Origin of the sequence: Archaeoglobus sulfaticallidus PM70-1, from assembly GCF_000385565.1 — an archaeon.
In the GTDB taxonomy this organism is placed as follows: domain Archaea; phylum Halobacteriota; class Archaeoglobi; order Archaeoglobales; family Archaeoglobaceae; genus Archaeoglobus_A; species Archaeoglobus_A sulfaticallidus.
In genome coordinates, this window is the sequence record NC_021169.1 from 112,519 (window position 1) to 135,495 (window position 22,977).

The window sequence follows — 22,977 nt, forward strand, 5'->3', positions numbered from 1 at the left end:
AGGATCACTTCAGAACTTCAAGTGCGTGATTTATCGCTGGGACTGCACATCCCTTTCTGGTCAATATGTCCTCAACAGCCATAAGAGTTGCGACAACCTCCCTCTTCCCTATGTTGCCCATCGTCCCTATTCTGAATATCTTGCCCTTAAGATGCTCCTGTCCACCCGAAATGGTTATGCTGTACTCCTGCTTGAGCGTTCCTCTGAGTTCCTTGTCAGTTATGCCCTCAGGCATTTTTATTGCCGTAACAGTGTTCGAGTAGCTGCTGTACTCATTCAGCCTCGGGAATAACTCAAGCCCGGCATTGACAGCCCATTCTCTGACAGCCCTGGAGAACTTCCTGTGTCTCTGAATCCTGTTCTCCAGCCCCTCTTCCTTTATCATCTCGATAGCCTCATTCAAAGCGACAAAAAGCGGGACTGCTGGAGTATATGGGGTCTGCCAGTCCTTGAGCTTTTTCTTATATGCCATCAAATCCAGATAGAACGGGGCTTTTTCATTGTAAAACTCCCATGCCCTCTCATTTACAGCCACCGCTGCAAGTCCGGGAGGTATGCCGAGGCATTTCTGGGAGCCCACTATCGCCACATCAATGCCCCACTCATCCATCTTAACTTCATCCCCACCAACAGAGGTTATTCCATCCATTATAACCAGAGCAGAATGCTTCTTAGCTATCTTCGCTATCTCCCTTGCCGGATTCAGAATCCCTGTTGAGGTTTCGTTGTGGACAAATGCTACAGCCTCGCTTCCATTCTCAAGGGACTCCTTCACTTTCTCGAGATCTATTGACTCCCCCCACTCGAATCTCAGCGCATCAACCTCTGTGTATCTCGAGGCAATTCTGCAGAGCCTGTCACCAAACTTTCCATTATCTATGCATGTGATCCTGCTAACCTTCGAGAAGCTTGATATTGCAGCCTCCATCCCCGCCGTTCCAGACCCAGAAATCAGATAAACATCTCCATCAGTGCCAAAAAGCTCCTTCAACCCAAGAGTGCAGTTTTTCATTATATCTGAGAATTCCGGTGTCCTGTGCCCTATCAACGGCTTTGCCATGGCATTCAGTATTCTGCTATGCACCTGAACAGGGCCAGGAATCATCAGCAGTTCATCGAATTTCATAAGCTTCTTGCAGATGGGGAGTTTTATAAGTTTTTGCTGGAACTGTGCTGAAGCTGATGCTGAACTGTGCTGAAACATACATATAATCGCAAACAGCAACAGATTAGGACAAAAAAATAAGTATGGGAAAAATTAGTGGCCCACTAGTAGCCCTTCCATACAGGCCTTTTCTTTTTGACGAAAGCCATCATGCCCTCGGCAAAATCGCTGGTTGGTATGAGCATTACGATCTCCCTCTTGGATAGCTCAAGAGCTTCTGTGAAAGTCTTTCTGACCGCATTAACAGACTCCTTTATCGCCTTGACAGAAAGAGGTGCGAGCCTCGAGACCTTCTCCACATACTCAATCCCTGCCATCTCGAGCTGATCGTGTGGAACGACAACATCAACGAATCCCAGCTCTTCCGCCTCTTCTGGATCGAGCTGATCTCCGGTAAGGCAGTACTTGATAAACTTCCTGCCGAGCATTGCAACTCCAATCGTCGATGCTATTGGTGGCATAGCACCGATCAATCCCTCTGGCACAGCAAAGCTCGCTTTTTCTGAGGCTATTACGATATCAAATAGCAGATTGAGCTCCATCCCACCTCCAAAAGCATAGCCGTTCACCAACGAGATCGTTGGCTTGGTGTACTCCATCAGCGTTGCGACCAGTGGCAGAGCTACTTTCTCGAAGAAATCCCTGCCATCCGTGAACTTCTTCCACGATCCCATGACAGAGATGTCATCTCCAGCACAGAATGCCTTGCCCTCTCCCGTAATCAAAACGGCCCTTACATCCTTATCCTCCTCAGCCTTCTTGAACGCCTGATTTAAACCGGTCCACATCTCCTCATTGAGAGAATTCAGCTTATCCGGCCTTCTCATTGTGATTAACGCATAGTTGTGCCTTTTCTCATACCTGACCGGCCCGAAGTCCACCTGTTCGTAATTCCAAGTGTAGAAGCCCTCTCCGCTCTTCTTCCCCAGCTTTTTGGCCTCAACCATCTCCACGAGCAGGGGATCTGGACTGTACTCATCAAGTCCCGTTTCCTTAGCTCTCGCTTCAAGAGTCTCAACCACCATATCTATCCCGAAATCGTCTGCCATCTCAAGCAATCCCTTGGGATATCCCATACCAAGCACCATTGCCTTGTCTATGTCCTCTCTGGTTGCTATGCCGTTCCTCAAAAGCCAGGAGGCCTCGTTTATTGCAGGTGCAAGGATCCTTACTGGATTAACCCTGTATGCCAGGTTTCTGGGTATCTTAACCCTGTGATACACTCCCTTGTGCTCGTAAAATCCCCTGCCGGATTTCATTCCCAGTCTGCCTTCCTTTATCATCTCTTCAACGAGTTTCGATGGCTTTACATTAACACCCCTCTTCATCATCTCATGGGTAACATAAAAGACGATATCAACCCCGCTGAAGTCGACAACCTCCAGGATACCCATCGGAAGCCCTAACCTGTATTTAACAGCGGAATCGATTTCCTCTGGCTTGAATCCCTCCTCTACCATCCGTATGGCTTCAGTGAAAACCCTGAGATTTATCCTGTTGACCAGGAATCCCGGAACATCTTTCTCGACAAGAACATAATCCATGCCAATTGTTTTTGCAAACTCCTTCGTTTTCTCTACCGTCTCATCGCTCGTTCTCTCCCCTCTGATAATCTCCACAAGCTTTATCAGCGTTGGAGGGTTAAAGAAGTGCAAACCGATAACGCTTTCAGGCCTTCTGGTGGCAGATGATATGTCCGTGATCGGTATTGTGGATGTGTTGGTGGAGAAAATCACACCCTCTTTGCAGTTCTCATCCAGCCTTTTGAAGATGTCCTTCTTAACATCAGTATCCTCAATAACAGCCTCAATAACAAAATCAGCCTCTTTTGCAGCCTCTTCAAGGTTGGTTGTCGTTTTAATCCTTTTCAAAACATCCTCAGCATTCTCCTTAATCTTCTTTTTGCTTTCAAGCTTTTTCAGACTCCAGCCGATCTTCTTCACGGCTTTTTCAAGGAATTCGTCCTTGATGTCCACAATCGTGACATTATAGCCAGCAATAGCACACACCTCTGCTATTCCGTGCCCCATTGTGCCCGCACCAATAACAAGAACATTCTTCATCTTATCTCCCCCAGTCTGACATTTTCAATTATTTAATACATTTATACTTTACGATTCCTATCCAAAATACTTTTAAATTTTACAATTATGTTGTAACTTAATGGCCAATATTAACGAAATTCATGCAGATAAAAGGATGGTAAAGATACTTGAGGGAATAGCGAAGGGATTCACTCTCGAGGAGATAGCCAACTATGCTGGAGTCTCTCCAAAAACAGCCTTCAATAGAATCAAAGCCCTTGAAAGCAGGGGTATCGTGTTGAAGGAAAGAAGGACATGGAAAATAGATTACCAGAAAGCTGGACTGGACACGATCGGTGTTTTGCTGATAGCGATCCATAACGATATAAAAGGGTATAAGAAGGTTGTTGAGGCTCTCAAAAAACTCGACTTCGTCGAGAACATCTTCAACCTAATAGGATCCAACTACAACCTGCTCGTGATTGTGAGGTATAAGGACCTAAAGGAGGCTTCAAAGGAGCGGGAAAAGTTCTATGAGTGGCTGGATAGAGAGGGAATTAAGGTTGATTCATATGCAGAGTTCATAGGCGAGACACTCAAAGAACATAAAAGGACCTTATTCGATGTTTCACAAGATGAGAAAATTTCAAATCCGTGAAAATTATGTTAAGAAAGTTTTTAATAAACAGAAAAGTTATAATAATCTAAATAGAAAAATTTTTAACCTTTTTCAAGTTGATATGCAACTATGAAAGTTAAGAGAGCCTTTCTGATCCTGCTGCTCCTGACCTCAACCGCACTGGCGAGCGAGTACATTTTCAGCATGAAAGTAAATGTGAAAATAAGCGAGAGCAAAATCGATATTTCTCCAAAGAGCTTTAACCTCAACCTCCAGTCAGGAACGGAATATGTCAGGGAAATTACAATCAAGAATTATGGTGAAAGCAGAGAGATCTACTTCGAGAGTTTTATCGAGGGAGAGACCCCAGAAATGATGGATGTCGAATTCCACGATACCTTCGGGAACACAATATATTCATCAAATAAGCTCACAATACCGGCAGGAAGCTCTGACAGCCCCGCTGAAGTGAAGGTGAACGTCCACATCTCAGCAGATGAGTCGGCTAATGGCAGCTACACGATATACATCCAGGCAAAGGAGACCTGAATCTTAAGTTGAATATTAAAGCCAATCCGGTATCTCGATATAACCCTCAGTGGCGTTCACGACTACCTTCATACCTGTTTTTAATTTACTGAGATCCGCTCCATCAACGAGAGGGATGTCGCTTATGATTGCTCCTACAGCAATTATGGCCTCCGTTTTTTCGTTGATTATGGCGAGAGGTGCTGAACCTGCTTTCTTCATCCTCAAAAGCACATATGTCCCAACAGTAGATCCCCTTCCAGTTGGAAAGGCAAATATCTTTCCTGAAATGTTCTTGCCGTAGATATCGCTATCTTTTGCCTTAACAAGCCCGCTTTCAGGATCCACATCACCGAGAAACGAGAAGTTTTTCCTGCTGACAATTAACTCTCCCTCTGCATAGCCTTTTGAAATCGTTCTGCATGGTATTCGCATAAAGGTTGTTATTCAGCGGAGTTATATTTCTTTTGTATCAGGCAGCATATAGGCAAACACAGAAACATTTTTAATTCATTCATGCACAATCGAATTGAGGGCTCGTAGCTCAGTGGGAGAGCGCCGCCTTCGCAAGGCGGAGGCCCCGGGTTCAAATCCCGGCGAGTCCACTAAGTTTCATTTCAATAATTTTAGCAAATTTTCCTCACTAATTGTATGATTCCATAATTGTATCCCAAAAACTTTGCCTCGTTTTTGTAAGAAATTGATAGCCTTGTCAATTATCCTACAGATATAATGACGCTGTCGTTGAATATCAAGATAACATAAAACGGAAGCCTGAGCTAGAATTACCATAATCTGTTCTGGTATGGTCACCCACATAGAAATGTAATGTTTTTTCGTCAGCTTAAGATGTGTAAAATTAGTTTGTTATGTCATCACGCAGCAACTCTCCGAAAATTTTTTAATTCCATATAACCGGTGCGAGATTTTAATGGACGACGGAATGAGTGTCGGAATTGATGAAAAAGTTGAGCCAAAAAAAGCCGTTCTTCTTGGTCTTCAGCACGTTCTCGCAATGTTCGGAGCGACAGTGACTGTACCTCTGGTCGTTGGAACAGCGATAGGTCTTGAAAGTAATGCCATAGCCCTTATGATTCAGGCAGTGCTTTTGACAATGGGAATAGCAACGCTCTTGCAAACCACAATAGGATCAAGATATCCAATAGTCCAGGGATCGAGTTTTGCATTCATTCCAGGGTTGATAAGCATCGGCAAGGGCTTGGGATTGGCAGCGGTTGAAGGTGCTTTAATTGTTGGTGGTATTCTTGAGGCATTGATTGGTGGTCTGGGAATTGTAGGTAAAGTTAAAAGGCTATTCTCGCCATTAGTAACGGGAGTTACAATAATGCTAATAGGTTTTAGTTTAGCCCATGTAGCTGTAAAATACACCTTCAACTTCTTTGCAGATCCTTCTGGCGCTTCAATTCCAAAAGCCTTCTTTATAGCCTTGATAACTTTTGCAACAACAGTATATGTGGCTTTAAAAGCCAGAGGCCCGTTAAGGGCAATGCCCGTAATTGTTGGAGCTATTGTTGGTTACCTGATCAGCATACCCCTTGGAATGGTGGATTTAAGCCTGGTTAATGAATTGCCAGTATTCAGCATTCCAAAACCACTGCCATGGGGGATACCCATATTTGAAGCTACAGCAATAATCACACTCTTGTTCGCATTTATGGTAAGCATAATAGAAAGTGTTGGCGATTACCACGCAATTTCAGCAATAAGTGGGGCAAAAATAACGGACAGGAATATAAACAGAGGAATAATGAGCGAGGGCCTGGCATGTTCAATTGCTGGATTTTTGGGGGCATGTGGAACAACAAGCTATTCAGAGAATATAGGACTTGTTGCTCTAACAAAGGTTGCGAGCAGATATGTGGTCCAGATTGGAGGAGTAATACTGATATTCCTCTCATTAATTCCAAAGTTTTCTGGAATACTGGCTTCAATTCCCGCTCCCGTATTGGGTGGTTTAACTGTAGCACTTTACGGAATGATAAGCGTCACAGGACTCAGACTGATAAAAGAGAAAGTCGAATTCACCGACAGAAACATGCTGATAATTGCAAGTGCTTTAATAGTTGGTTTGGGTGCTCCTCAACTCCCACCAGAATTTTTGGAACACTTCCCCAAAATAATTGGAAGCATTCTAGAATCTGGAATGGCTGTTGGAGCTTTAACTGCTATAATTCTGGATCAGCTCCTGAGGAATAAACCGGGTGATAAAAAATGATAGAAGATAGACGCTGGGAAGGTGTTTATTCCTTTGAGGACTCTCCATTTCTGATGGAAGTGCTTACAGAGCTCAGAGACAAAAACACAGACAGCATAGCATTTAGAAAAGGGCTGGTTAAACTTGGAAGGTACATGGGTTACGAACTGACAAAAACCATGGAGTTTGAAAAGATCAAAGTTGAAACCCCTCTAGAGGAAACAAAAGGGGTTATCGCCAAAGACAGGAAAAATATCGTTATCATAACTGTTCTCAGGGCAGCAATTCCGCTAATGGAGGGGTTGATTAAAACATTGGAGCACGCAAGAGTAGGTATTATCTCAGCTTCAAGAGGAAAACCGCCAGAATTCGAAATAGATGTGAAGTATGTCAAGATTCCAGAGATAAAACCAGAAGATACTGTGATTATCACAGATCCAATGATTGCTACTGGATCGACTTTAACTGCGGTGATCCAAGAGATCAAAAAATACAACCCTCCAAAGAGAATAGTAGTTTTAGGAGTACTAGCAGCCCCGGAAGGAATTGAAAAGATTAAGAAAAAGTTCCCGGAAGTTGAAATATTCATAACAAAAATTGACAGAGAATTAAACTCCAAAGGATACATCCTACCAGGTCTGGGAGATGCAGGAGACAGAGCATTTGGTGAACCAACAAAAGTTTAAACATTGGCCATAATCATTATCCTAATTTTTCTGCACTAATAATCTCCTCAAGCCCCCAATTCTCTTTGTCTTTTCCCCAGAAATACAATCAAAGTGCTAAAGGTAAGCCCCTTCTTCAGCTCATCAACTGTTATCTTGGCGATGGTGGATCGTGTTCACAGGCCAGTATAGATAAACGATCCACAAGATAAACAAAACAACTTTCTGATATTCCAACAACTTTTTTATACTATTTAGTAGTCTACCCAAAATATGGGAGATACCACAGTAACCATAATAGGAGTTATCGTCGGATTCCTTTTTGGTTTAAGTGGGATCGCCACACTGTTCAACATGATGAGCACGGTCATCACTGAAGCTTCTACACAGCTATCACAGGTTAGTGCCGCATCAACTCTGGTATTGCTTGTCATTGCAATAATCCTCGTCATCAAGGTAAGAATTCTTTCATCCCTGATCGTGGGAGCTATTATAGGTGCTGTACTCAACTTCATACTCCAGATGAACGGCATAGACATCGTAAATCAGGTATTCTCCATCATATCACAGTACATCTAAATCAAAATGATTAAACTTTTATAGTGCAATAAGTAGTAGCGAGGGGATGAAAGTAGCTCTTGGTGGGACATTCGAGCCACTGCATGAAGGGCACAAGAAACTGATAGATGTAGCGATACAACTCGGCGGAAAGGAAGTAATGATCGGAATCACGAGTGACGAAATGGCACGGCTTAGGATAAGGAGTGTCCTGCCGTTTAGGATAAGAGCTGAAAATGTCAGGAGATATGTGCTATCAAAATACGGTTTTGAACCATCTATTGTAAAAATAGACAGCCCGTATGGAAGAACACTCGATGTCGATTTTGATTATCTTGTCGTATCTCCTGAGACATGCAAAATGGCTGAACTCATAAACAGAAAGAGAAGGGAACTCGGTAAGAAGGAAATTAGAATAGTCAAGGTTGATTTCTTACTCGCAGAGGATGGAAAGCCCATATCCTCCACAAGGATCAAAAGAGGCGAAATAGACAGATATGGTAATCTCATTTGAAGTCAACATTGATTTCCCCTCTATTTGAAATTTAATGAAATTTAACAATCCTTAAGATAGCTTGAGAAATGCATAGAGAGAGCCAGAAATTTCGAGTTTACACCCTTCGTGTCCGTTGTAACTCTGGATAAAATCTAAGCCTAAAAAATTTTAACCCCTGCAACAACCTCCCCTCGTGAGAATACTCATCGTTGGTGGAGGAATTGCAGGGAGTCTTTCAGCGATACATCTCGGTAAAGAAAATGAAGTGGTTGTCGTTGAGGAACATCAATCAGCAGGTTTTCCCGTTCAGTGTGCCGGGCTTATCAGCGAAGAGTGTTACAATATCTTGTCAAATTTCAGTAAGAGATGTTACATTAACAAAATAGATGGAGCTTTCTTCTTCTCCCCAAACGGAGATTATCTGGAACTTTACGGAAAACGGAGAGGCGTTGTTATAGAGAGAAAAATTTTGGACTTTGATCTCATAAGTAAAGCCTCCGAAAATGCAAATATTTTGATGAAAACGAAATATATATCTTCGAATGGTAAAAAAGCCAAACTGAGGTCAGATTCAGGAGAGATGTTCCTGGAATACGACTTTCTCATAGGAGCGGATGGTACCTACTCAAGGGTGTCCTCAGAGTACGGCTTCAGGAAACCAGAAGTGCTCTCAGCCATCCAGTTCGAGGCAAATTTTGAGTGTCTTGATGAAAACATGGTTGAACTCTATTTTGGATCAGAGTACTCCAGCGGATTTTTTGCGTACGCCATTCCCTTGGACAGTACAACAGCAAGAATAGGAGTCGTCACCAAAGCATCAGAAATCAACGCCGTACACTACCTGAAAAATCTAATAGAAAAGCACCCATCAGCATCCATAAGATTCGGAAAGGCTATTACAGAACTCAATGCAGGTTCAATACCTGTTGGGTTAAACGAGATCGTCAGGGAAAATGTTTGCCTGATCGGAGATTCTGCCGGGATGACGAAGCCATATACTGGAGGGGGAATTTACTACTTGCTTAAAGCTGTGGAATGTCTGAGTGAGAATTTCCCATCGCTAAACAGATTCAAACAAGAATATCTGAACAGGATGGGCAAAGAATATGAATTCGGAATGAAAATATACAGGCTATACAGTAAGCTCTCAGACAGAGATTACAACGAGTTGCTGAGCTCCGCAAAAGGTTTTGAAGGCTATGCAAGGGAACTGGACATGGATAGGCCATCAAGCATCCTGAAAGTCTTGCCGGCTATTATGAAATTGCTATTCAAGAGCCCCACACTATACCTGAAGATAGGAAAAGAATTTCTTATTAAATAATTTCTGAAACCAAAGTTTATTCAAAAAATAGAAATTTATCTTTTTTCTTCTTCAGTACCTCTTCCAGTTTCTTGCCTAAAGGATCTTCATGAGTATACGGACATGATAGGTAGTGTTCTACAGCCTTTGCTATCGCATCTTTTGTTGCGCTCTCTCCAGTCTTTTTCTTCAACTCCTCAAGCACACTTTCTGGCAGCACTGTCTGGGCGTGCACGATCTTTACCATCATATCACCTATCATGATAATGATAACGGAGTACTTAAATGTTTTGAAAAACTCATCATGAACACGCAAAAAGATTTTTAATTTTTACCGGAGTATTCTTGCTATGTCGATAGAACTGTTGGCTTTGCTGCTAGGAATGATATATGGCTATATCAACCCAGGCAGGGAGGACAGAATAAACATCCTGAAGAAAGCCGTAATTTTTGGCATAGTTGTAGGGATCATTCTTGGTCTGCTGGTTGGCATAATTTTCCCACCAGCCGGAATCCTTGTTGCCGGAGCGGGAATGGTTGGCTTCACGATAATTACCCTGTATTTTGCAGTCTTTTTCGTTGTTGGGACGATTATTGGAGATTTTCTTGAAAGGAAAAAGTAAGGAAAGTGGAAGAGTATGTCAGAGTAGAGCTATGAGGAGAAAAGAAATCGAGGAGCTTTTCCATCTGGATCTTCACGAAATAGGGAGGTTGGCGGACAGCATAAACAGAGAGAATGGAAACTATGCAACATTCGTAATAAACCGTCACATAAACTACACCGACATCTGTGTATCAAAATGCCCGCTGTGTGCGTTCAGCAATAGAGAAAACTATTTGCTATCCACCAGAGAGATTTTAAAGCTTGTAAAGGATGCTGTAGAAAGGGGAGCAACCGAAGTGCACATTGTCGGAGGGCACAACCCGGAAATCGGGATTGAGTACTTTGAGGATGTCTTTAAATCTATAAAGGATATGTTTGATGTCACAATAAAAGCCCTGACCGCAACCGAAGTGGATTTCTACTCCAGAAAGGAGAAGATGAGTGTGAAGGAGTTCCTGTCAAGGCTTAAGTTAGCCGGGATGGATGCTATGCCCGGAGGCGGAGCTGAGATACTGGTAGATGATGTCAGAAAGATTATAGCTCCAAACAAGATAAACAGCGAGAGGTGGCTTGAAGTCATGAGAATAGCCCACGAAACAGGAATAAAAAGCAACGCAACAATGCTCTTCGGACATGTGGAAAGCTATAAAGACCGGTCGGAGCATCTATACAAGCTCAGAAAACTTCAAGAAAAGACTAACGGCTTCATTTCATTCATTCCACTACTGTTCCACCCGGAGAACACTGACCTGAAGAAAAAAGGGTTGGTAACCAACAAATCAAGTCCAGAAGACGTTCTGAAGACCATAGCCGTTTCGAGGATAGCTCTGGATAACTTCAGAACCATAAGAGCCTACTGGGTCATGCTCGGTGAGAGGCTTGCAGAGGTAGCGCTGAACTACGGAGCAAACGATCTCGACGGAACGCTGATGGAGGAGAGGATAACCCATTCTGCTGGGGCAGAGACTCCAACAAGCTTAGAGGTAGAGAGAATCGTTAAAATCGCGAGAAATGCTGGGAAAATACCGGCTCAGAGAGATACATTCTGTAACATTATAAGGGTGTTCTGATGGTGGGTTTAAGGAGTCCGATGAACATCAGGCCAGACAGAAAGACCAGGATAGGAAAATTCGGATTTCTCAACAACTTCCTTCCATACTACTTCCTCGAGAAGAGCAAGAAGTATGAGATTGTAGAGACAAATCCGAGAAATATGGTCAACATGCTCCTGAGAAAGCAGATACATTATGCTCCAGTCCCTCTGTTCGCATCACTGAAGAATGGTTTGAAAAACTACAGCTTTTGTGTGGCTTCCAATGATAGGGTTCTGAGTGTAGTTGTCGTTTCCAAGAAAAAGGAGCTTGAAGGAGATATTGCGATAACAAACCAATCGCTGACAAGCGTCAATTTACTCAAGATAATCCTAAAAGAAAAGGGTTTGGAGAACAGGCTCAGGGAGTTCGATAGTGGTAGTGCGTGGGATTTGCTTAAAGAATGCGATAATGCACTTGTTATAGGCGATGAGGCGATAAAGGCGAGAATGGTCTTCAGGGTGGTGATGGATCTTGGAGAGGAGTGGTATGATATCACAGGTTTGCCGATGGTTTTCGGCATATCTGCATCCCTCAACGGCTTCGACGCAAGCAAAATAGATAGGGATTTGCTTGAATCAACTGAAAAGGGTTATAAAAACATCCATCTGATAATAGAGGAGGCTGAAAAACACTTCAAGATGCCTGTAGAGTTTCTGGAGGAGTATTTCAAGACTCTGAAGTTCAAGCTTGGGGGTAAAGAGAGAAGGAGCATTGAGCTTTTTGAGGAGTATTGCAGAAAGTATGATCTCATTTAGGTGACTCTATGCGCCTGGAGTTTGATGAGGCTTTAGAATTGTTCGATATCCCGATATACGAACTCGGAAAAATGGCTGATGAAATTAGAAAAGAGAGATGTGGAGATGTTGTAACTTTCGTCATAGACACGAACATCAACTACACGAACATCTGCGTTTCAAAATGCAAATTCTGTGCGTTCTACAGGGACGACGGATTTGTCCTGAGCTACGATGATATTCTGGACAGGATATCAGATGCTGTAAAGCATGGAGTGACCCAGGTTATGCTTCAGGGAGGGATGAATCCCGATCTCGGGATCGAGTGGTTTGAGGGGCTTTTCAGACTGATAAAATCAAAATTCCAAAACATACACCTTCACAGCCTGTCTCCTCCAGAGATAGTGTTTCTCTCAGAGTTGGAAGGGTTGAGCTATCGTGAGGTTCTCGAAAAGCTAAAAAATGCCGGGCTGGATTCCCTTCCCGGAGGGGGTGCAGAGATCTTATCCGATAGGGTTAGAAGAAAGCTGAGCCCGAAGAAGTGCAGTGCTGATGAGTGGATTGAGGTCATGAGAGAAGCCCATAGACTTGGAATGAAAACAACCGCCACGATGATGTTCGGGCATGTTGAAAGCCATGAGGACATCGTAGAACACCTCTTCAGAGTAAGGGATTTGCAGGATGAAACTGGAGGCTTCACAGCATTCATCCCCTGGACATACCAGCCCGGAAACAACGAGTTAACATCAACCATCAAAGAGCCTGCATCCTTCACCCACTACCTGAAAATTCTCGCAATCTCAAGAATAGTTCTCCACAACATAGAGAACATACAGGCATCATGGCTAACCCAGGGCTTTGATGTCTCGTTGCTGGCCTTATACTTCGGAGCCAACGACTTTGGAGGGGTTATGCTTGAGGAGAATGTGCTTAGAGCTACCGGAAAGAAAATTGCCTGCATTAAGGTTGAGGATATGGTTAGACTGCTGAAAACCACTGGAAGAAAGGTTGCCCAGAGAGACACATACTACAATATCCTGCGATGGTTTTAATTGACTGTGTTTTCTAAAATTATTTTTGACAGAAAATATTTATACTATCAAACTGAATTGCCACTATGAAATCCTATTTGATCTCGTTTATCGCTGGCTTTATATCAGTATTTGTAGCAAACTTTCTGAGCCTCTTTTTCAGGATTGAGGGGCCAGCAATGGTTTATCTGGCACTGGCCATATCCATACTGCTCTCATCTCTGTACACCCTAACAAAATCCGAGAAGCTGACAGCAATACACATAGCTGTTTCAGCAGCAACAGCCCTGACTTTAATTGCCGTGATCAGGTTTTCTCCATCAGCAATAATCCTTTTCGCAATCATCCTGATCGCTGGAAGCATAATACTTGGAAGGAACAGAAAAGAGGAGGTATCCATAGCTGCCAACTCCTTCCTTACAGTTCTCGGTGTCATCATTGCATTTATGGCTCTGATAGGCTACTCGGCTCATGAACATTACAACGCAAAGTACATCTCGGTTGAAAAAATAGGAGATGCTGAATGTTCAGAGATAGATCTCGACAGCTATCCATACCTAAAAAATGCTTTAAAGCTGGCTGAAAAGAATGGAAAGGCCATATCGAGAGTTCCTCCAGAAGAGTGGTATAAAATCCTCAGACGCATTAACTCGCTCGAGAAAAAGTGCATAATGTATAACGGAAGCAATTACAGTACAGCCTTCATGCTGTCCTGATCTGTGACTGTTAAGTAGAGCTTATATACAACCAAACCGATAAGCCATCGTGGGAACGCTCATTCAGGATTCAGTCCACGGGATGATCGAGCTCCCAGAATGGGCTGAAAGGATAATCGATACACCTCAGCTTCAGCGGTTGAGGAGGATCAAGCAACTTGGGTTCGCGAATCTCGTTTATCCGGGAGCCAACCATTCGAGGTTTGAGCACAGCCTAGGGGTTTTTTACATAACCAAGAAGCTAACAGAGAAACTTGAAATTAGCAAAGACTCCGAGATGGAGATTCTGATTTCCGCCATAATCCACGACTCCGCTCATGCACCTTTCTCACACAGCAGTGAAAGAATAATCAAGAGATACCTGGGAAAAACCCATGAAAGGATAGACTTCTACCTCAAAAGCACAGAGCTAGAAGATGTCATCAAAGAGCTTGGCTTCAGCCTGAGAGATGTTGCAAGACATCTGAGCGAGGAGTCCTACGGGATCGTTAGCGGAGAGATAGATGCAGATAGGATGGATTATCTGGTTAGGGACTCTCACTATACCGGAGTGGCTTATGGTGTTTTCGATATAACGAGGCTAATAAACACGACCAAGTTCGTGAACGATCGGCTGGTTATAGACAAAAAGGGCCTTAAGTCTGCAGAATCACTGCTGATCTCAAGATTCATGATGTATCCTACCGTTTATCATCACCATGTCTGCAGAATAGCCAGAAAGATGTATGAGAAAGCCCTGGAGAGATGCATAGAGCTCGGTGAACTTGAGGCAAGGGATCTCGTAAGGATGGACGACTACGACATGGTTTCTTTTTTGAGAAGTTCCAACAGCTTCTCAAAAGAAATTATCGACAGAATTGACAGACGGGATCTGTTCAAGAGAGCAATTTATGTTGGCAGAGATAGGGTTGGAGATGTGAAGATCTCCGAAAGGAGGGCAGAACTGGAGATTGCTGAGATTGCGGATGTCGATGTGGATGATGTTATCGTGGATATACCTCCAGAAACAGATGTCAGGGAGGTTTCAGCACTTGTGCATATGGATGATGGGCTTAAAAAGCTTGAAGATTGCTCTCCACTGGTAAAAACGCTAAGAGATGCTGAAAGGGATATCTGGATGCTCGGTGTATACACAACAAAGGAAAATATTAGAGCTGTCGCAAAGGCAAGTGTTAAATTGTTCAACATCGAAAGGATTCCAAAGCAGAGAAGGCTTGATGAAGTCATAAATTTTTAAGGTAAAATGTTTTATAGCGTTAAAATCTACATTCGAGGGGTGAGAGGTTGAAGAGAATCAGCGTGTTCGATACAACGCTAAGGGATGGTGAGCAGACTCCCGGAGTGTCCTTCCCGATAAACTACAAGATTCAGATTGCAAAGCAGCTTGACAAGCTGGGTGTTGATTATATTGAAGCCGGATTTCCCGTAGCTTCCAAGGGGGAGTTTGAGGCTGTAAAAACGATTGTAAATCTTGATTTGGACTCAAAAATTTGCGGTCTGGCGAGAATAGTTAAGGAAGATATAGACTCAGCCCTTGATTCCGGAGTTGATCTCGTTCACATTTTCATCTCAACCTCAAAGATTCAGATAGATTACACGATTAAGAAGAGCAGAGAGGAGATCATCAACGACTCTGTTGAGGCTGTAGAGTACATCAAGGATCACGGCAGAGAGTGCATGTTCTCTGCGATGGATGCCACGAGGACTGAAATCGATTACCTTAAGGAGATATACAAGGCGGTTGAGGAGGCTGGAGTTGACATAATAAATGTGCCCGATACTGTAGGAGTTGCAACTCCATTCAGGTTTCACAACCTCATAAAAGAGTTAAGGGAGCATCTGAAAGTTCCAATCGATGTGCACTGCCACAACGACTTTGGATTAGCTGTTGCCAACACCCATGCGGCTGTCTTAGCTGGCGCGGATCAGGTTCAGGTTACCGTTAATGGAATAGGGGAGAGGGCCGGAAACGCGAGTCTGGCAGAGGTAGTTATGATTCTCAAGAGTCTGGAGGGCATAGAGACCAACATAAGAACCGAGTATCTGGTTGAGACCTCAAGGCTCGTTGAAAGGTTCACGGGATTCAGGCTGCCACCCAATACACCGATAGTTGGTGACAACGCCTTCAGCCATGAAAGCGGAATCCATGCACATGGCGTGATAAAGGAGGCTTCAACCTTCGAGCCCGGTGTGATAACTCCGGAGATGGTCGGACATAGGAGAAGGATAGTCATCGGAAAGCATGCTGGGAGACATCAAATCAAGAAGATGCTCGAGGATGCTGGATACATAGTCAACGAGGAGGATCTGACGAAGATCTTCGAGAAAGTTAAGGAGCTTGGAGATAAGGGCAAGAAGGTAACAGATCTGGATCTCTTCACAATAGCTGAGGTTGTAATCGGAGAACTCAGAAAGGAGGATAGGGCAATTGTTGTGGACGAGATTACCGTTCTCACGGGAAACAAGATCACTCCAACTGCTGTTATAAACGCGAATGTCTTCAACGATAGCAGGGTTAAATCCGCCATCGGTGTTGGGCCGGTGGATGCGGCTTTGAAGGCCGTGAGGGAGCTTGTTGGTGAAACGATAAAGATCACCGAGTTCAAGATGGATGCAATAACGGGCGGGAGCGATGCTCTGGCAGAGGTTTATGTAACGGTGGAGGATGATTCTGGGAAGTCCTTCACAGCAAGGGCTGCCGGGCCGGATATAGTTATGGCCTCCATTGATGCAGTTATCAACGCTGTAAACTATTTAATGATAAAGAAAAGACTCGATTCGAAAAAGAAAGAAAAGTCAGAGGATTGAATGTACGAACTAATAGATTCTCACTGCCACATCCAGATAAAGAACTTCGATAGGGACAGGCAGGAGGTTATCAGGAGAGCTATATCGAACGGTGTTGTTGGAATTGTCGTTTCAGGGTACGACATATCCTCAAATCACAAAGCCCTGAATCTCAAATCGAGCAATATTTTTGCAACACTTGGGTTCTCGCCAACAATGAACACCAAGGGGCACGAGCATGTTATTTCACAGATAATGGAGCATCAGAATGAGATCGTTGCCGTAGGTGAGGTAGGAATCGACAGGGTTAAAGGCAGACTGCCGTTTGACGAGCAGAAGAAGATCTTCGAGAGCTTTCTCAGATTGGCCAGTGAGATGGATAAGCCGGTTGTCATTCATGCGAGAGACGCTGAGATAGAGGCGATAGATCTTGCCAGCAGATATGGTGTCAAAGCGATGATACACTGCTTTAATGGAAGTCTGAAAGCTTTCAGACTTGCTAAAGACTCTGGAGCCATTGTTTCGATTTCAACCATGGTCACCTTCTCAGATAGGCTGAAGAGGGTTGTTAGAGAGATGGATCTGGAAAATGTTGTTATCGAAACCGACAGCCCGTTCCTCTCCCCAAAGAGAGGTAGAAACGAACCTGCGAATCTGGTGTATGCAGTGAATGAGATTTCAAAGCTGATAGAAGAGGACAAAGAGGAGGTTGCAAGGATAACGAAGAGGAATGCAGAAGACTTCTATGGCATTAGTGTTTAGCAAGCTTAAGCACAATTCAGCAACCTAAATCCTCTCGCAGATGACATAGCTATCGTTCAGGAACCCATAGAACTTGTTTCTTTCCTTTATCGGGATTATTATCTCGTTTTCAGCCTCTTCAATCGATCTTATTTTCCTTACAGTAACTATTTTGAATTCTTCAACCTTTACGGCCAGGAATTCTGTATTATCGAATTCTTCACAGTGCTTGTCTATGAGTATGGCCCTCATCAGGTTGTACGATGAGTCAAGGGTTTCGGCAAGCTCCTCTCCATAGAGCAACTCCTGAAGGATTTTGCTGTAGAAAACCCAGTCCTCCTCTACAAGCCTTTGCCTTGGATACCTGCTGAGGGCGAAGATGACATTTTCAGAGAATTCCCTATCATGAATCAGATCACAGTTCATGCAGCTCCAGACATAGCTGCCATCAGAAGTTACCTTCAGCTCCCCGCCCATGTCGTAGTTCAGGCATGGGTAGAAAGGACAGTAGCAGAACGAGCAGTCCTGGCCAGCGAAATGGCATGGATAGTACTTGCACTCCAGCACCGGGCCGGTTATACCATCCAGAGCCGAAAAGAGGTCTTTCAGCGTTCTCTCCCTGAGATCCTCCATACCCATCACCTCAAAAGGGCAACCATATCCCCTACCTCAACTCCTATGGACTTCGCCACCGGCTCACACTTCGCAGTCAACAGAAATCCTATCGTGTAAGCTGAATCAGATAAGCACTCGTAGTTCGCCATTCCCTTGGCGATGATTATGTCCGCATTCTCTATTCTGTCTTTAGTTTTCTCAGGCAACTCCTCATCTATAATCCCTATTCCATCTCCGTTATCGAGAACCTCGTCTGCTATCTTATCCACCCCGGCTATTACTGCATCCTCATAAGTTGCATCACTTATGATAGGTCTTCCTCTCACAACAACGCTCAGCCTCTCGCATATCTTCTTTATCTCCTTCATAAACAGAGCATCATAAACGATCTCTCCACAATTATCCGTGAGATAAACAACCCTCCCCTTGCACAAACTCCTTATCTTCTCAAGATTATCTATCTTCAGGCTCTCCCTGAATTTCCGGATGAAGTAATCGAGAAATGCTGAATCGTTCACCTCATGACCCATAACACCATAGTCAAACGTGTTCGCGATTATACTGGCTTTTGCAGTTGATCTGAACGCATCATCCCTGTAAACTATCCTTTTAATCTCTGGCAGGTACTTGAGGGATACCTCGTTTGCCCTCTTCTTCACCTCTCTGTAGGGATCCTCATCTTCAAGCACCTCGTACACCTTCCTGTGAATTCTTGTTGCTATCACCGCATTGATTCCCTTTTTAGGATACTCCTCAGCCAGAATTTTCAGTGCTAATTCAACAGCCCGATCTATCTTCTCAGCATCATCTGTTGACATCCGGGCTTCCATGTACACCCTGTTCAGCAAGCACGAAGGGCATTTGGGTGAGATTTTCATCAAGTCGATTTAGCACGGTGGTTTTAATAAGTCTTTCGTGACCTCCTCCCTCCATTAAAATGGAGGGCGTCCCTTCACCACAGGCGTAGCCCTCTGGAGGGAGGTTGTGTGTTCAGGGAGCTCTTCGCCCCCATCATCCACACTTAAGGGCTGGGTCACGGCAGCCCCCGCTCTCAGCATGGCTTCATCGAGCCCTGTTTTCTTTAAACCCTTCAAAAGGATGTTTGTTGATGCGTTCTCATCTCTGTCGAGTTTGGTATCGCAGTTCTTGCAGTAGAAGCTTCTGTCCTCTACAATGGTGTTTGTGGATCCGCAGACGCAGCACGTTTTGGTGCTGTACACTTCACCAACAAAGATGGCGTGGTTTTCGTTCTCCTTTAGCTTGAGGATAAGAATATCGCCGAACTCTTTGAAGGCCCAGCGGTTGAGTCTCTTCCTTGCAAGTTTGTTCCCGTTACCTCTGTAGTATTCATCCCGTATGTTTTTAGGGTAGCCGACGAACACGATTGTGTTGGTGATGTGGCTGGCAACATCCTTCGCAAGTTTTCTCCTGAAATCTCTGGCAATGTTTCTCCGCTTGTTTTTTAGTTTTTTGAGAACCTTGATCTTCTTCAACCTCTGAAGTCTTGCGATCCTGTTGTTGAGTTCGTGCATTCTCCTGAAGAAGTGGTGGTGGTCTTCCTTGGGAATGGAGAGAACACGGTTCTCCCCCTCACTTACCTGCTTAACGTAAGCCAGCCTCTTCATTCCCAGATCTATGCCAGCATAACCTTTAACATGAACTTCTACTTCTTTTTCAATCGTAACGTGGACTTCCCATCTTCTCAGATTGTAGTTATATATGAGCTTAAACCCCTTAATTTTCCATTTCAGATGTCTGTTGGCGTAAGGATAAGTGAGGAGAGGGATGTAGATTGTCTCGTGCCTTCTCAGAGTGGAGATCTTAGCCCACACCCTGAACTTCTTGCAGGTGGAGAAGACGATCTCTCCAATCCTCCTGTCGAAGAAGATAGGTTGCTTTCTGTTAACAGAGGGAGGAGAGGGTTCCCGATCCATCATTCTCTTAAGCTTCCTTTCTAGCTTTCTGATCCCGTTTTTGTTTTCCTTAGCTCTCGCCCTTTCAAGGGACTTTTTGAGTTCTTCCACCCTCTTCTTCCATTTTTCGTGCAGTCTTTTGTAGCTGCGATACATCTCGAGGGCTCTGTCCCTTGCACACTGTATGAAGGCTGAAGTGAGTCCGGTTCTTTCGGCAATTGTTTTTTGATATGCGTTTGCTTCTTTTCTGGTGGTAATACCTTTTTCAATAACAATGTCAAGGTAAAGGGAAATCGCGTACGTCAATCTGGCTGAAAGCCTCTCAATACGATCTAGCTTTCTCTTCGTTATTTCGTGGCTTACAGGCAGTTTAACGGTTTTCTGGATCGTGGTTGTAACGGTCACCGCTTATTCACCTTTTGGGCTCCTTCGTCTTTTTTGCATTTCCACATACTTCTTTATAACAATTGTTACATGTTACATCTCCCAACAGTTCCCACGTAATAGGAAGGATTCCACAGATTCTGTAAAATTGCTGCTTCAGCTCGGGAAACCTCTCAAAAAATTTGGCAGACACACCCTTGAATATCTTAACGAGCTGGGATTGTGACCACTTTGGTTTGCAGTAACAAAAATGAACGTGATGTAGCACAACTTCCTTGCTCGTGAAGCGTGATCTATCTCCCTAGCTCTATTTCCTCGTGAAGTGCTGAATACCTGAAGCAACTTCACCTGCCAGGATGGGTATTTTGTCGACCATACGAAGTGATAGTAGATGTTGTACACACATCCTCTGGCTGAAATCCGATGCCCTTGTTTAGCCATTAAATACACATGGTTACCATCCACTCATATGTTCGTGGCTGTATCCCACGACTAAAGTTGCGAGGATTAGCGACGAGTAATGCTAATGTAACACAACCATCTGCGACAACAGTTCATCCTCCAAAAGCTTGGTAAAGAAGTTTTCATCTCTCAGCACGGCCCTCGCACAGGATACGAGCTCTGCACCACATTCTATCATCTTTCTCGCGTCATCAACGCTGGTAACCGAGTTGTTACCTATCGTGAAGATTATCCCGGAAAGTTCTCTGATCAGATCCAGATCTGCCTTTCCACCTACAATCATTGCATCAACATGCAGCATATCGCAGCCATGCTCCTTCAGCTTCTCAGCAAGAGCAGCATAGTCTATATCCAAGCCCCCCCTTATCTTAACAGAAGTCGTGCAGATCTCCGATGTTTTTTCCACTATTGCACAGAGTCTCTCGATATCGAAAAGCAAGGCCTGTCCACAACCCAGCTCCATCATCTCCGGCTGCCTGCAGTGAGCGTTTATCTCGATGATCCCATTATAATCAGCTACAGCCTCTGCCACATCGATGTAGCCCCTATCAGTATAGGATCTTACGTTCACGGCAAACTCTGCATCAGATAGCTCGATAAACCGCTCAATCTCTTCTTTTATTCCGTTAACTGGATCTTCAAATAGGAACTCCCTTCTCCCTCTCCATACAATCTTCTTCGATGCCAGCATGCTCCGTTTATCAGCACTGAATCCGCCGAGAACTGCCAGACCAACAGGAAATTTCGAGCAGAATTCAGCGTTGTTTATTCCTGCCATTGCAGATAAACATAACCTGTTTTTGAAGATCATGCTCACCTAACTGTATTCTCTCTACACGAACCTCAATTCCTTCAGATTCAGCTCTCCATCGAACACCCTGTTGGCAGAGCCGCTCATGTAGGCGATGTCCCCATCGAACTCGATTATCAGCTCACCACCCTTGGTTATAACCCTCACAGGATCGCTGACATATCCAAGCTCCTTTGCAACAAAGGCACTCGCCACACTTCCCGTCCCACAGCTTAAGGTTTCATCCTCAACTCCCCGCTCATATGTCCTGATCCTGAGTTCATTCTCGCCAGCAACCGAAACGAAGTTGACGTTTATTCCATGTGGGAACAGCTCGTGATACCTTATTTTCCTCGCAGGTGGAATTATGTCCATGTGGTCTATCTCATCAACAAATATCACCGCATGTGGCACACCGGAGTTCACTGCATACACTTCCATCGATCCTATTCTCTCTCCCCAGAAGAACTCCTTTTCAGTATTAACCGGAACATCTTCTGCCCTTTTCCTGACTCTCCCCATGTTCACCTTCACCAGAAACTTCTCCCCATTGCTCACCTCAAGCTCAAGCACTCCTGCCAAAGTTTCAACCTTCACGATGTCATTAGCATAGCCCTCATCCACAAGGTATCTGGTGAAGCATCTTATCCCATTTCCGCACATTTCAGCCTCACTTCCATCGCTGTTGAAGTATCTGAACCTCACATCAGCCTTCTCAGACCTCTGAACGAACAAAGCTCCATCTGCCCCGACACCAAACCTCCGGTGGCATACGGCCCTGACGAACTCTGGTTTCCTGTCTTCAGGGATTATTGTGCCGGAAAACTCATCCACCAGGACAAAATCATTTCCGTTACCATGCAGTTTCACGAACTTTATCTTGCTCACATATCACACCTCCAGACCTTTAATTCTCTCATAGATATCCCTTGCTACCGCTTTAGGCTCATCAGAGGTATAAATACTTCTCCCGACTATGATGTAATCCGCTCCAGCCTTAATCGTTTCCTCAACACTTCCACCCTGTGCTCCAACTCCTGGCGATAGAATTTTCATACTCCCTACTATCTTTCTCAGCTGTGCTACCCTCTCGGCTCTCGTTGCAGGAGCTATTATGCCATGACAGCCTATGTCCCTTGCAAGCATCGCTATTTCGTCTGAGAATTTTCTCAAGAATTCGCTCTCGCTTGAAAGCTCTGTAACAACATAAACTTCACCACCAAACTCATCGGATACATCAAGCACAGCTTTCAGTGTATCACTACCAGCCATCCCATGACATATAACCGCAAATGCTGAGTTCTCAAAGGCTTTTCTCGCAATCAGTGAACTGGTATAGGGTATGTCAGCAATCTTAAAATCAGCGATTACCGGCTTGATTTCGCTCAGCTCCCGGATTATCTCTATTCCAGCAGAGAGGACGAGTGGGTAATTAACCTTCAGGTAATCCACATACTCTGAAACCTCTCTGGCTAACCAGATCGCCCTATTTCTGTCCATAACATCCAGCGCCAGTATCAAACCCACCATATG

The 22,977-nt window shown here is 44.2% G+C and carries 25 protein-coding genes and 1 tRNA gene; 16 read left to right on the forward strand and 10 right to left on the reverse strand.

What is annotated here, in order from left to right:
• Positions 1 to 4 precede the first annotated feature (4 nt).
• Both ASULF_RS00695 and ASULF_RS00700 read right to left on the reverse strand, forming a co-directional pair.
• A complete protein-coding gene (locus ASULF_RS00695; RefSeq protein WP_015589772.1) occupies positions 5 to 1,126 on the reverse strand; it encodes a pyridoxal-phosphate-dependent aminotransferase family protein in 1,122 nt (373 codons plus the stop codon).
• 143 nt (positions 1,127 to 1,269) lie between these two features.
• Positions 1,270 to 3,228 carry a 3-hydroxyacyl-CoA dehydrogenase/enoyl-CoA hydratase family protein gene (locus ASULF_RS00700; RefSeq protein ID WP_015589773.1) on the reverse strand — a complete coding sequence of 653 codons (1,959 nt, stop codon included), beginning with the start codon at positions 3,226 to 3,228 and terminating at the stop codon, positions 1,270 to 1,272.
• A 100-nt stretch (positions 3,229 to 3,328) separates the two neighbouring features.
• Between ASULF_RS00700 and ASULF_RS00705 the strand changes: the two genes are divergently transcribed.
• Together ASULF_RS00705 and ASULF_RS00710 are read left to right on the forward strand one after the other, a co-directional pair.
• Positions 3,329 to 3,847 carry a transcriptional regulator gene (locus tag ASULF_RS00705; RefSeq protein WP_015589774.1) on the forward strand — a complete coding sequence of 173 codons (519 nt, stop codon included), beginning with the start codon at positions 3,329 to 3,331 and terminating at the stop codon, positions 3,845 to 3,847.
• A gap of 90 nt (positions 3,848 to 3,937) precedes the next feature.
• Positions 3,938 to 4,357, forward strand: coding sequence for a hypothetical protein (locus ASULF_RS00710; protein ID WP_015589775.1), 420 nt, complete (start codon positions 3,938 to 3,940; stop codon positions 4,355 to 4,357).
• 15 nt (positions 4,358 to 4,372) lie between these two features.
• Here the strand turns inward: ASULF_RS00710 and ASULF_RS00715 are convergent, their stop codons facing one another.
• On the reverse strand, positions 4,373 to 4,771 hold the full coding sequence (locus tag ASULF_RS00715; RefSeq protein ID WP_015589776.1) for a DUF126 domain-containing protein: 399 nt from the start codon (positions 4,769 to 4,771) through the stop codon (positions 4,373 to 4,375).
• Positions 4,772 to 4,869: 98 nt separating this feature from the next.
• Here ASULF_RS00715 and ASULF_RS00720 point away from each other — a divergent pair.
• The 6 genes from ASULF_RS00720 to ASULF_RS00750 all read left to right on the forward strand — a co-directional run bounded on the left by ASULF_RS00720 (position 4,870) and on the right by ASULF_RS00750 (position 9,594).
• Positions 4,870 to 4,941: transfer RNA gene (locus tag ASULF_RS00720), tRNA-Ala, on the forward strand.
• A gap of 326 nt (positions 4,942 to 5,267) precedes the next feature.
• Positions 5,268 to 6,572 carry a uracil-xanthine permease family protein gene (locus ASULF_RS00730; protein ID WP_015589777.1) on the forward strand — a complete coding sequence of 435 codons (1,305 nt, stop codon included), beginning with the start codon at positions 5,268 to 5,270 and terminating at the stop codon, positions 6,570 to 6,572.
• On the forward strand, positions 6,569 to 7,237 hold the full coding sequence (gene upp / locus ASULF_RS00735; protein WP_015589778.1) for a uracil phosphoribosyltransferase: 669 nt from the start codon (positions 6,569 to 6,571) through the stop codon (positions 7,235 to 7,237). The genes ASULF_RS00730 and upp overlap by 4 nt, the downstream gene beginning before the upstream one ends.
• A gap of 252 nt (positions 7,238 to 7,489) precedes the next feature.
• Positions 7,490 to 7,795, forward strand: coding sequence for a hypothetical protein (locus ASULF_RS00740; RefSeq protein ID WP_015589779.1), 306 nt, complete (start codon positions 7,490 to 7,492; stop codon positions 7,793 to 7,795).
• 46 nt (positions 7,796 to 7,841) lie between these two features.
• Entirely contained in the window at positions 7,842 to 8,288 is a 447-nt protein-coding gene (locus ASULF_RS00745) for a phosphopantetheine adenylyltransferase (protein WP_015589780.1), read from the forward strand.
• 175 nt (positions 8,289 to 8,463) lie between these two features.
• The gene (locus tag ASULF_RS00750; RefSeq protein WP_015589781.1) at positions 8,464 to 9,594 is read left to right on the forward strand and encodes a geranylgeranyl reductase family protein; all 1,131 of its coding nucleotides are present in this window, start codon (positions 8,464 to 8,466) and stop codon (positions 9,592 to 9,594) included.
• A gap of 16 nt (positions 9,595 to 9,610) precedes the next feature.
• On the opposite strand, the gene ASULF_RS00755 is transcribed toward ASULF_RS00750, so the two are convergent.
• Complete coding sequence (locus ASULF_RS00755; RefSeq protein WP_015589782.1) at positions 9,611 to 9,820, reverse strand: DUF5371 family protein; 210 nt, start codon at positions 9,818 to 9,820, stop codon at positions 9,611 to 9,613.
• 103 nt (positions 9,821 to 9,923) lie between these two features.
• On the opposite strand from ASULF_RS00755, the gene ASULF_RS00760 reads away from it, so the two are divergent.
• From ASULF_RS00760 to ASULF_RS00795, 8 genes are all read left to right on the forward strand, one after another.
• Positions 9,924 to 10,196, forward strand: coding sequence for a hypothetical protein (locus tag ASULF_RS00760; RefSeq protein WP_015589783.1), 273 nt, complete (start codon positions 9,924 to 9,926; stop codon positions 10,194 to 10,196).
• A gap of 31 nt (positions 10,197 to 10,227) precedes the next feature.
• Positions 10,228 to 11,247 (forward strand): CofH family radical SAM protein, encoded by a 1,020-nt coding sequence (locus ASULF_RS00765; protein ID WP_015589784.1) that lies wholly within the window; start codon positions 10,228 to 10,230, stop codon positions 11,245 to 11,247.
• Positions 11,247 to 12,026 (forward strand): menaquinone biosynthetic enzyme MqnA/MqnD family protein, encoded by a 780-nt coding sequence (locus ASULF_RS00770; protein ID WP_015589785.1) that lies wholly within the window; start codon positions 11,247 to 11,249, stop codon positions 12,024 to 12,026. Before ASULF_RS00765 ends, ASULF_RS00770 begins: the two co-directional genes overlap by 1 nt.
• Positions 12,027 to 12,034: 8 nt before the next feature.
• Positions 12,035 to 13,057 (forward strand): cyclic dehypoxanthinyl futalosine synthase, encoded by a 1,023-nt coding sequence (gene mqnC / locus ASULF_RS00775; RefSeq protein WP_015589786.1) that lies wholly within the window; start codon positions 12,035 to 12,037, stop codon positions 13,055 to 13,057.
• Positions 13,058 to 13,122: 65 nt separating this feature from the next.
• Positions 13,123 to 13,752, forward strand: coding sequence for a hypothetical protein (locus ASULF_RS00780; protein ID WP_015589787.1), 630 nt, complete (start codon positions 13,123 to 13,125; stop codon positions 13,750 to 13,752).
• A 49-nt stretch (positions 13,753 to 13,801) separates the two neighbouring features.
• Positions 13,802 to 14,989, forward strand: a complete 1,188-nt coding sequence (locus ASULF_RS00785; RefSeq protein ID WP_015589788.1) for an HD domain-containing protein — start codon at positions 13,802 to 13,804, stop codon at positions 14,987 to 14,989.
• Between the two features lie 47 nt (positions 14,990 to 15,036).
• On the forward strand, positions 15,037 to 16,560 hold the full coding sequence (locus ASULF_RS00790; protein ID WP_015589789.1) for a 2-isopropylmalate synthase: 1,524 nt from the start codon (positions 15,037 to 15,039) through the stop codon (positions 16,558 to 16,560).
• Complete coding sequence (locus ASULF_RS00795) at positions 16,561 to 17,301, forward strand: TatD family hydrolase (protein ID WP_015589790.1); 741 nt, start codon at positions 16,561 to 16,563, stop codon at positions 17,299 to 17,301.
• Positions 17,302 to 17,325: 24 nt separating this feature from the next.
• Here the strand turns inward: ASULF_RS00795 and ASULF_RS00800 are convergent, their stop codons facing one another.
• The 6 genes from ASULF_RS00800 to pyrF form a co-directional block, all read right to left on the reverse strand.
• The gene (locus tag ASULF_RS00800) at positions 17,326 to 17,913 is read right to left on the reverse strand and encodes a cysteine-rich small domain-containing protein (protein WP_015589791.1); all 588 of its coding nucleotides are present in this window, start codon (positions 17,911 to 17,913) and stop codon (positions 17,326 to 17,328) included.
• A gap of 5 nt (positions 17,914 to 17,918) precedes the next feature.
• Positions 17,919 to 18,773: a damage-control phosphatase gene (locus tag ASULF_RS00805; RefSeq protein WP_015589792.1), complete on the reverse strand. Its 855-nt coding sequence runs from the start codon at positions 18,771 to 18,773 to the stop codon at positions 17,919 to 17,921.
• A 54-nt stretch (positions 18,774 to 18,827) separates the two neighbouring features.
• Entirely contained in the window at positions 18,828 to 20,213 is a 1,386-nt protein-coding gene (locus tag ASULF_RS00810; RefSeq protein WP_015589793.1) for an RNA-guided endonuclease TnpB family protein, read from the reverse strand.
• A gap of 502 nt (positions 20,214 to 20,715) precedes the next feature.
• Positions 20,716 to 21,465 (reverse strand): MJ0144 family RNA dihydrouridine synthase-like protein, encoded by a 750-nt coding sequence (locus ASULF_RS00815; RefSeq protein WP_015589794.1) that lies wholly within the window; start codon positions 21,463 to 21,465, stop codon positions 20,716 to 20,718.
• Between the two features lie 21 nt (positions 21,466 to 21,486).
• The gene (gene dapF / locus ASULF_RS00820; RefSeq protein ID WP_015589795.1) at positions 21,487 to 22,332 is read right to left on the reverse strand and encodes a diaminopimelate epimerase; all 846 of its coding nucleotides are present in this window, start codon (positions 22,330 to 22,332) and stop codon (positions 21,487 to 21,489) included.
• Between the two features lie 3 nt (positions 22,333 to 22,335).
• Positions 22,336 to 22,974, reverse strand: coding sequence for an orotidine-5'-phosphate decarboxylase (gene pyrF / locus ASULF_RS00825; RefSeq protein WP_015589796.1), 639 nt, complete (start codon positions 22,972 to 22,974; stop codon positions 22,336 to 22,338).
• Positions 22,975 to 22,977: the final 3 nt, after the last annotated feature.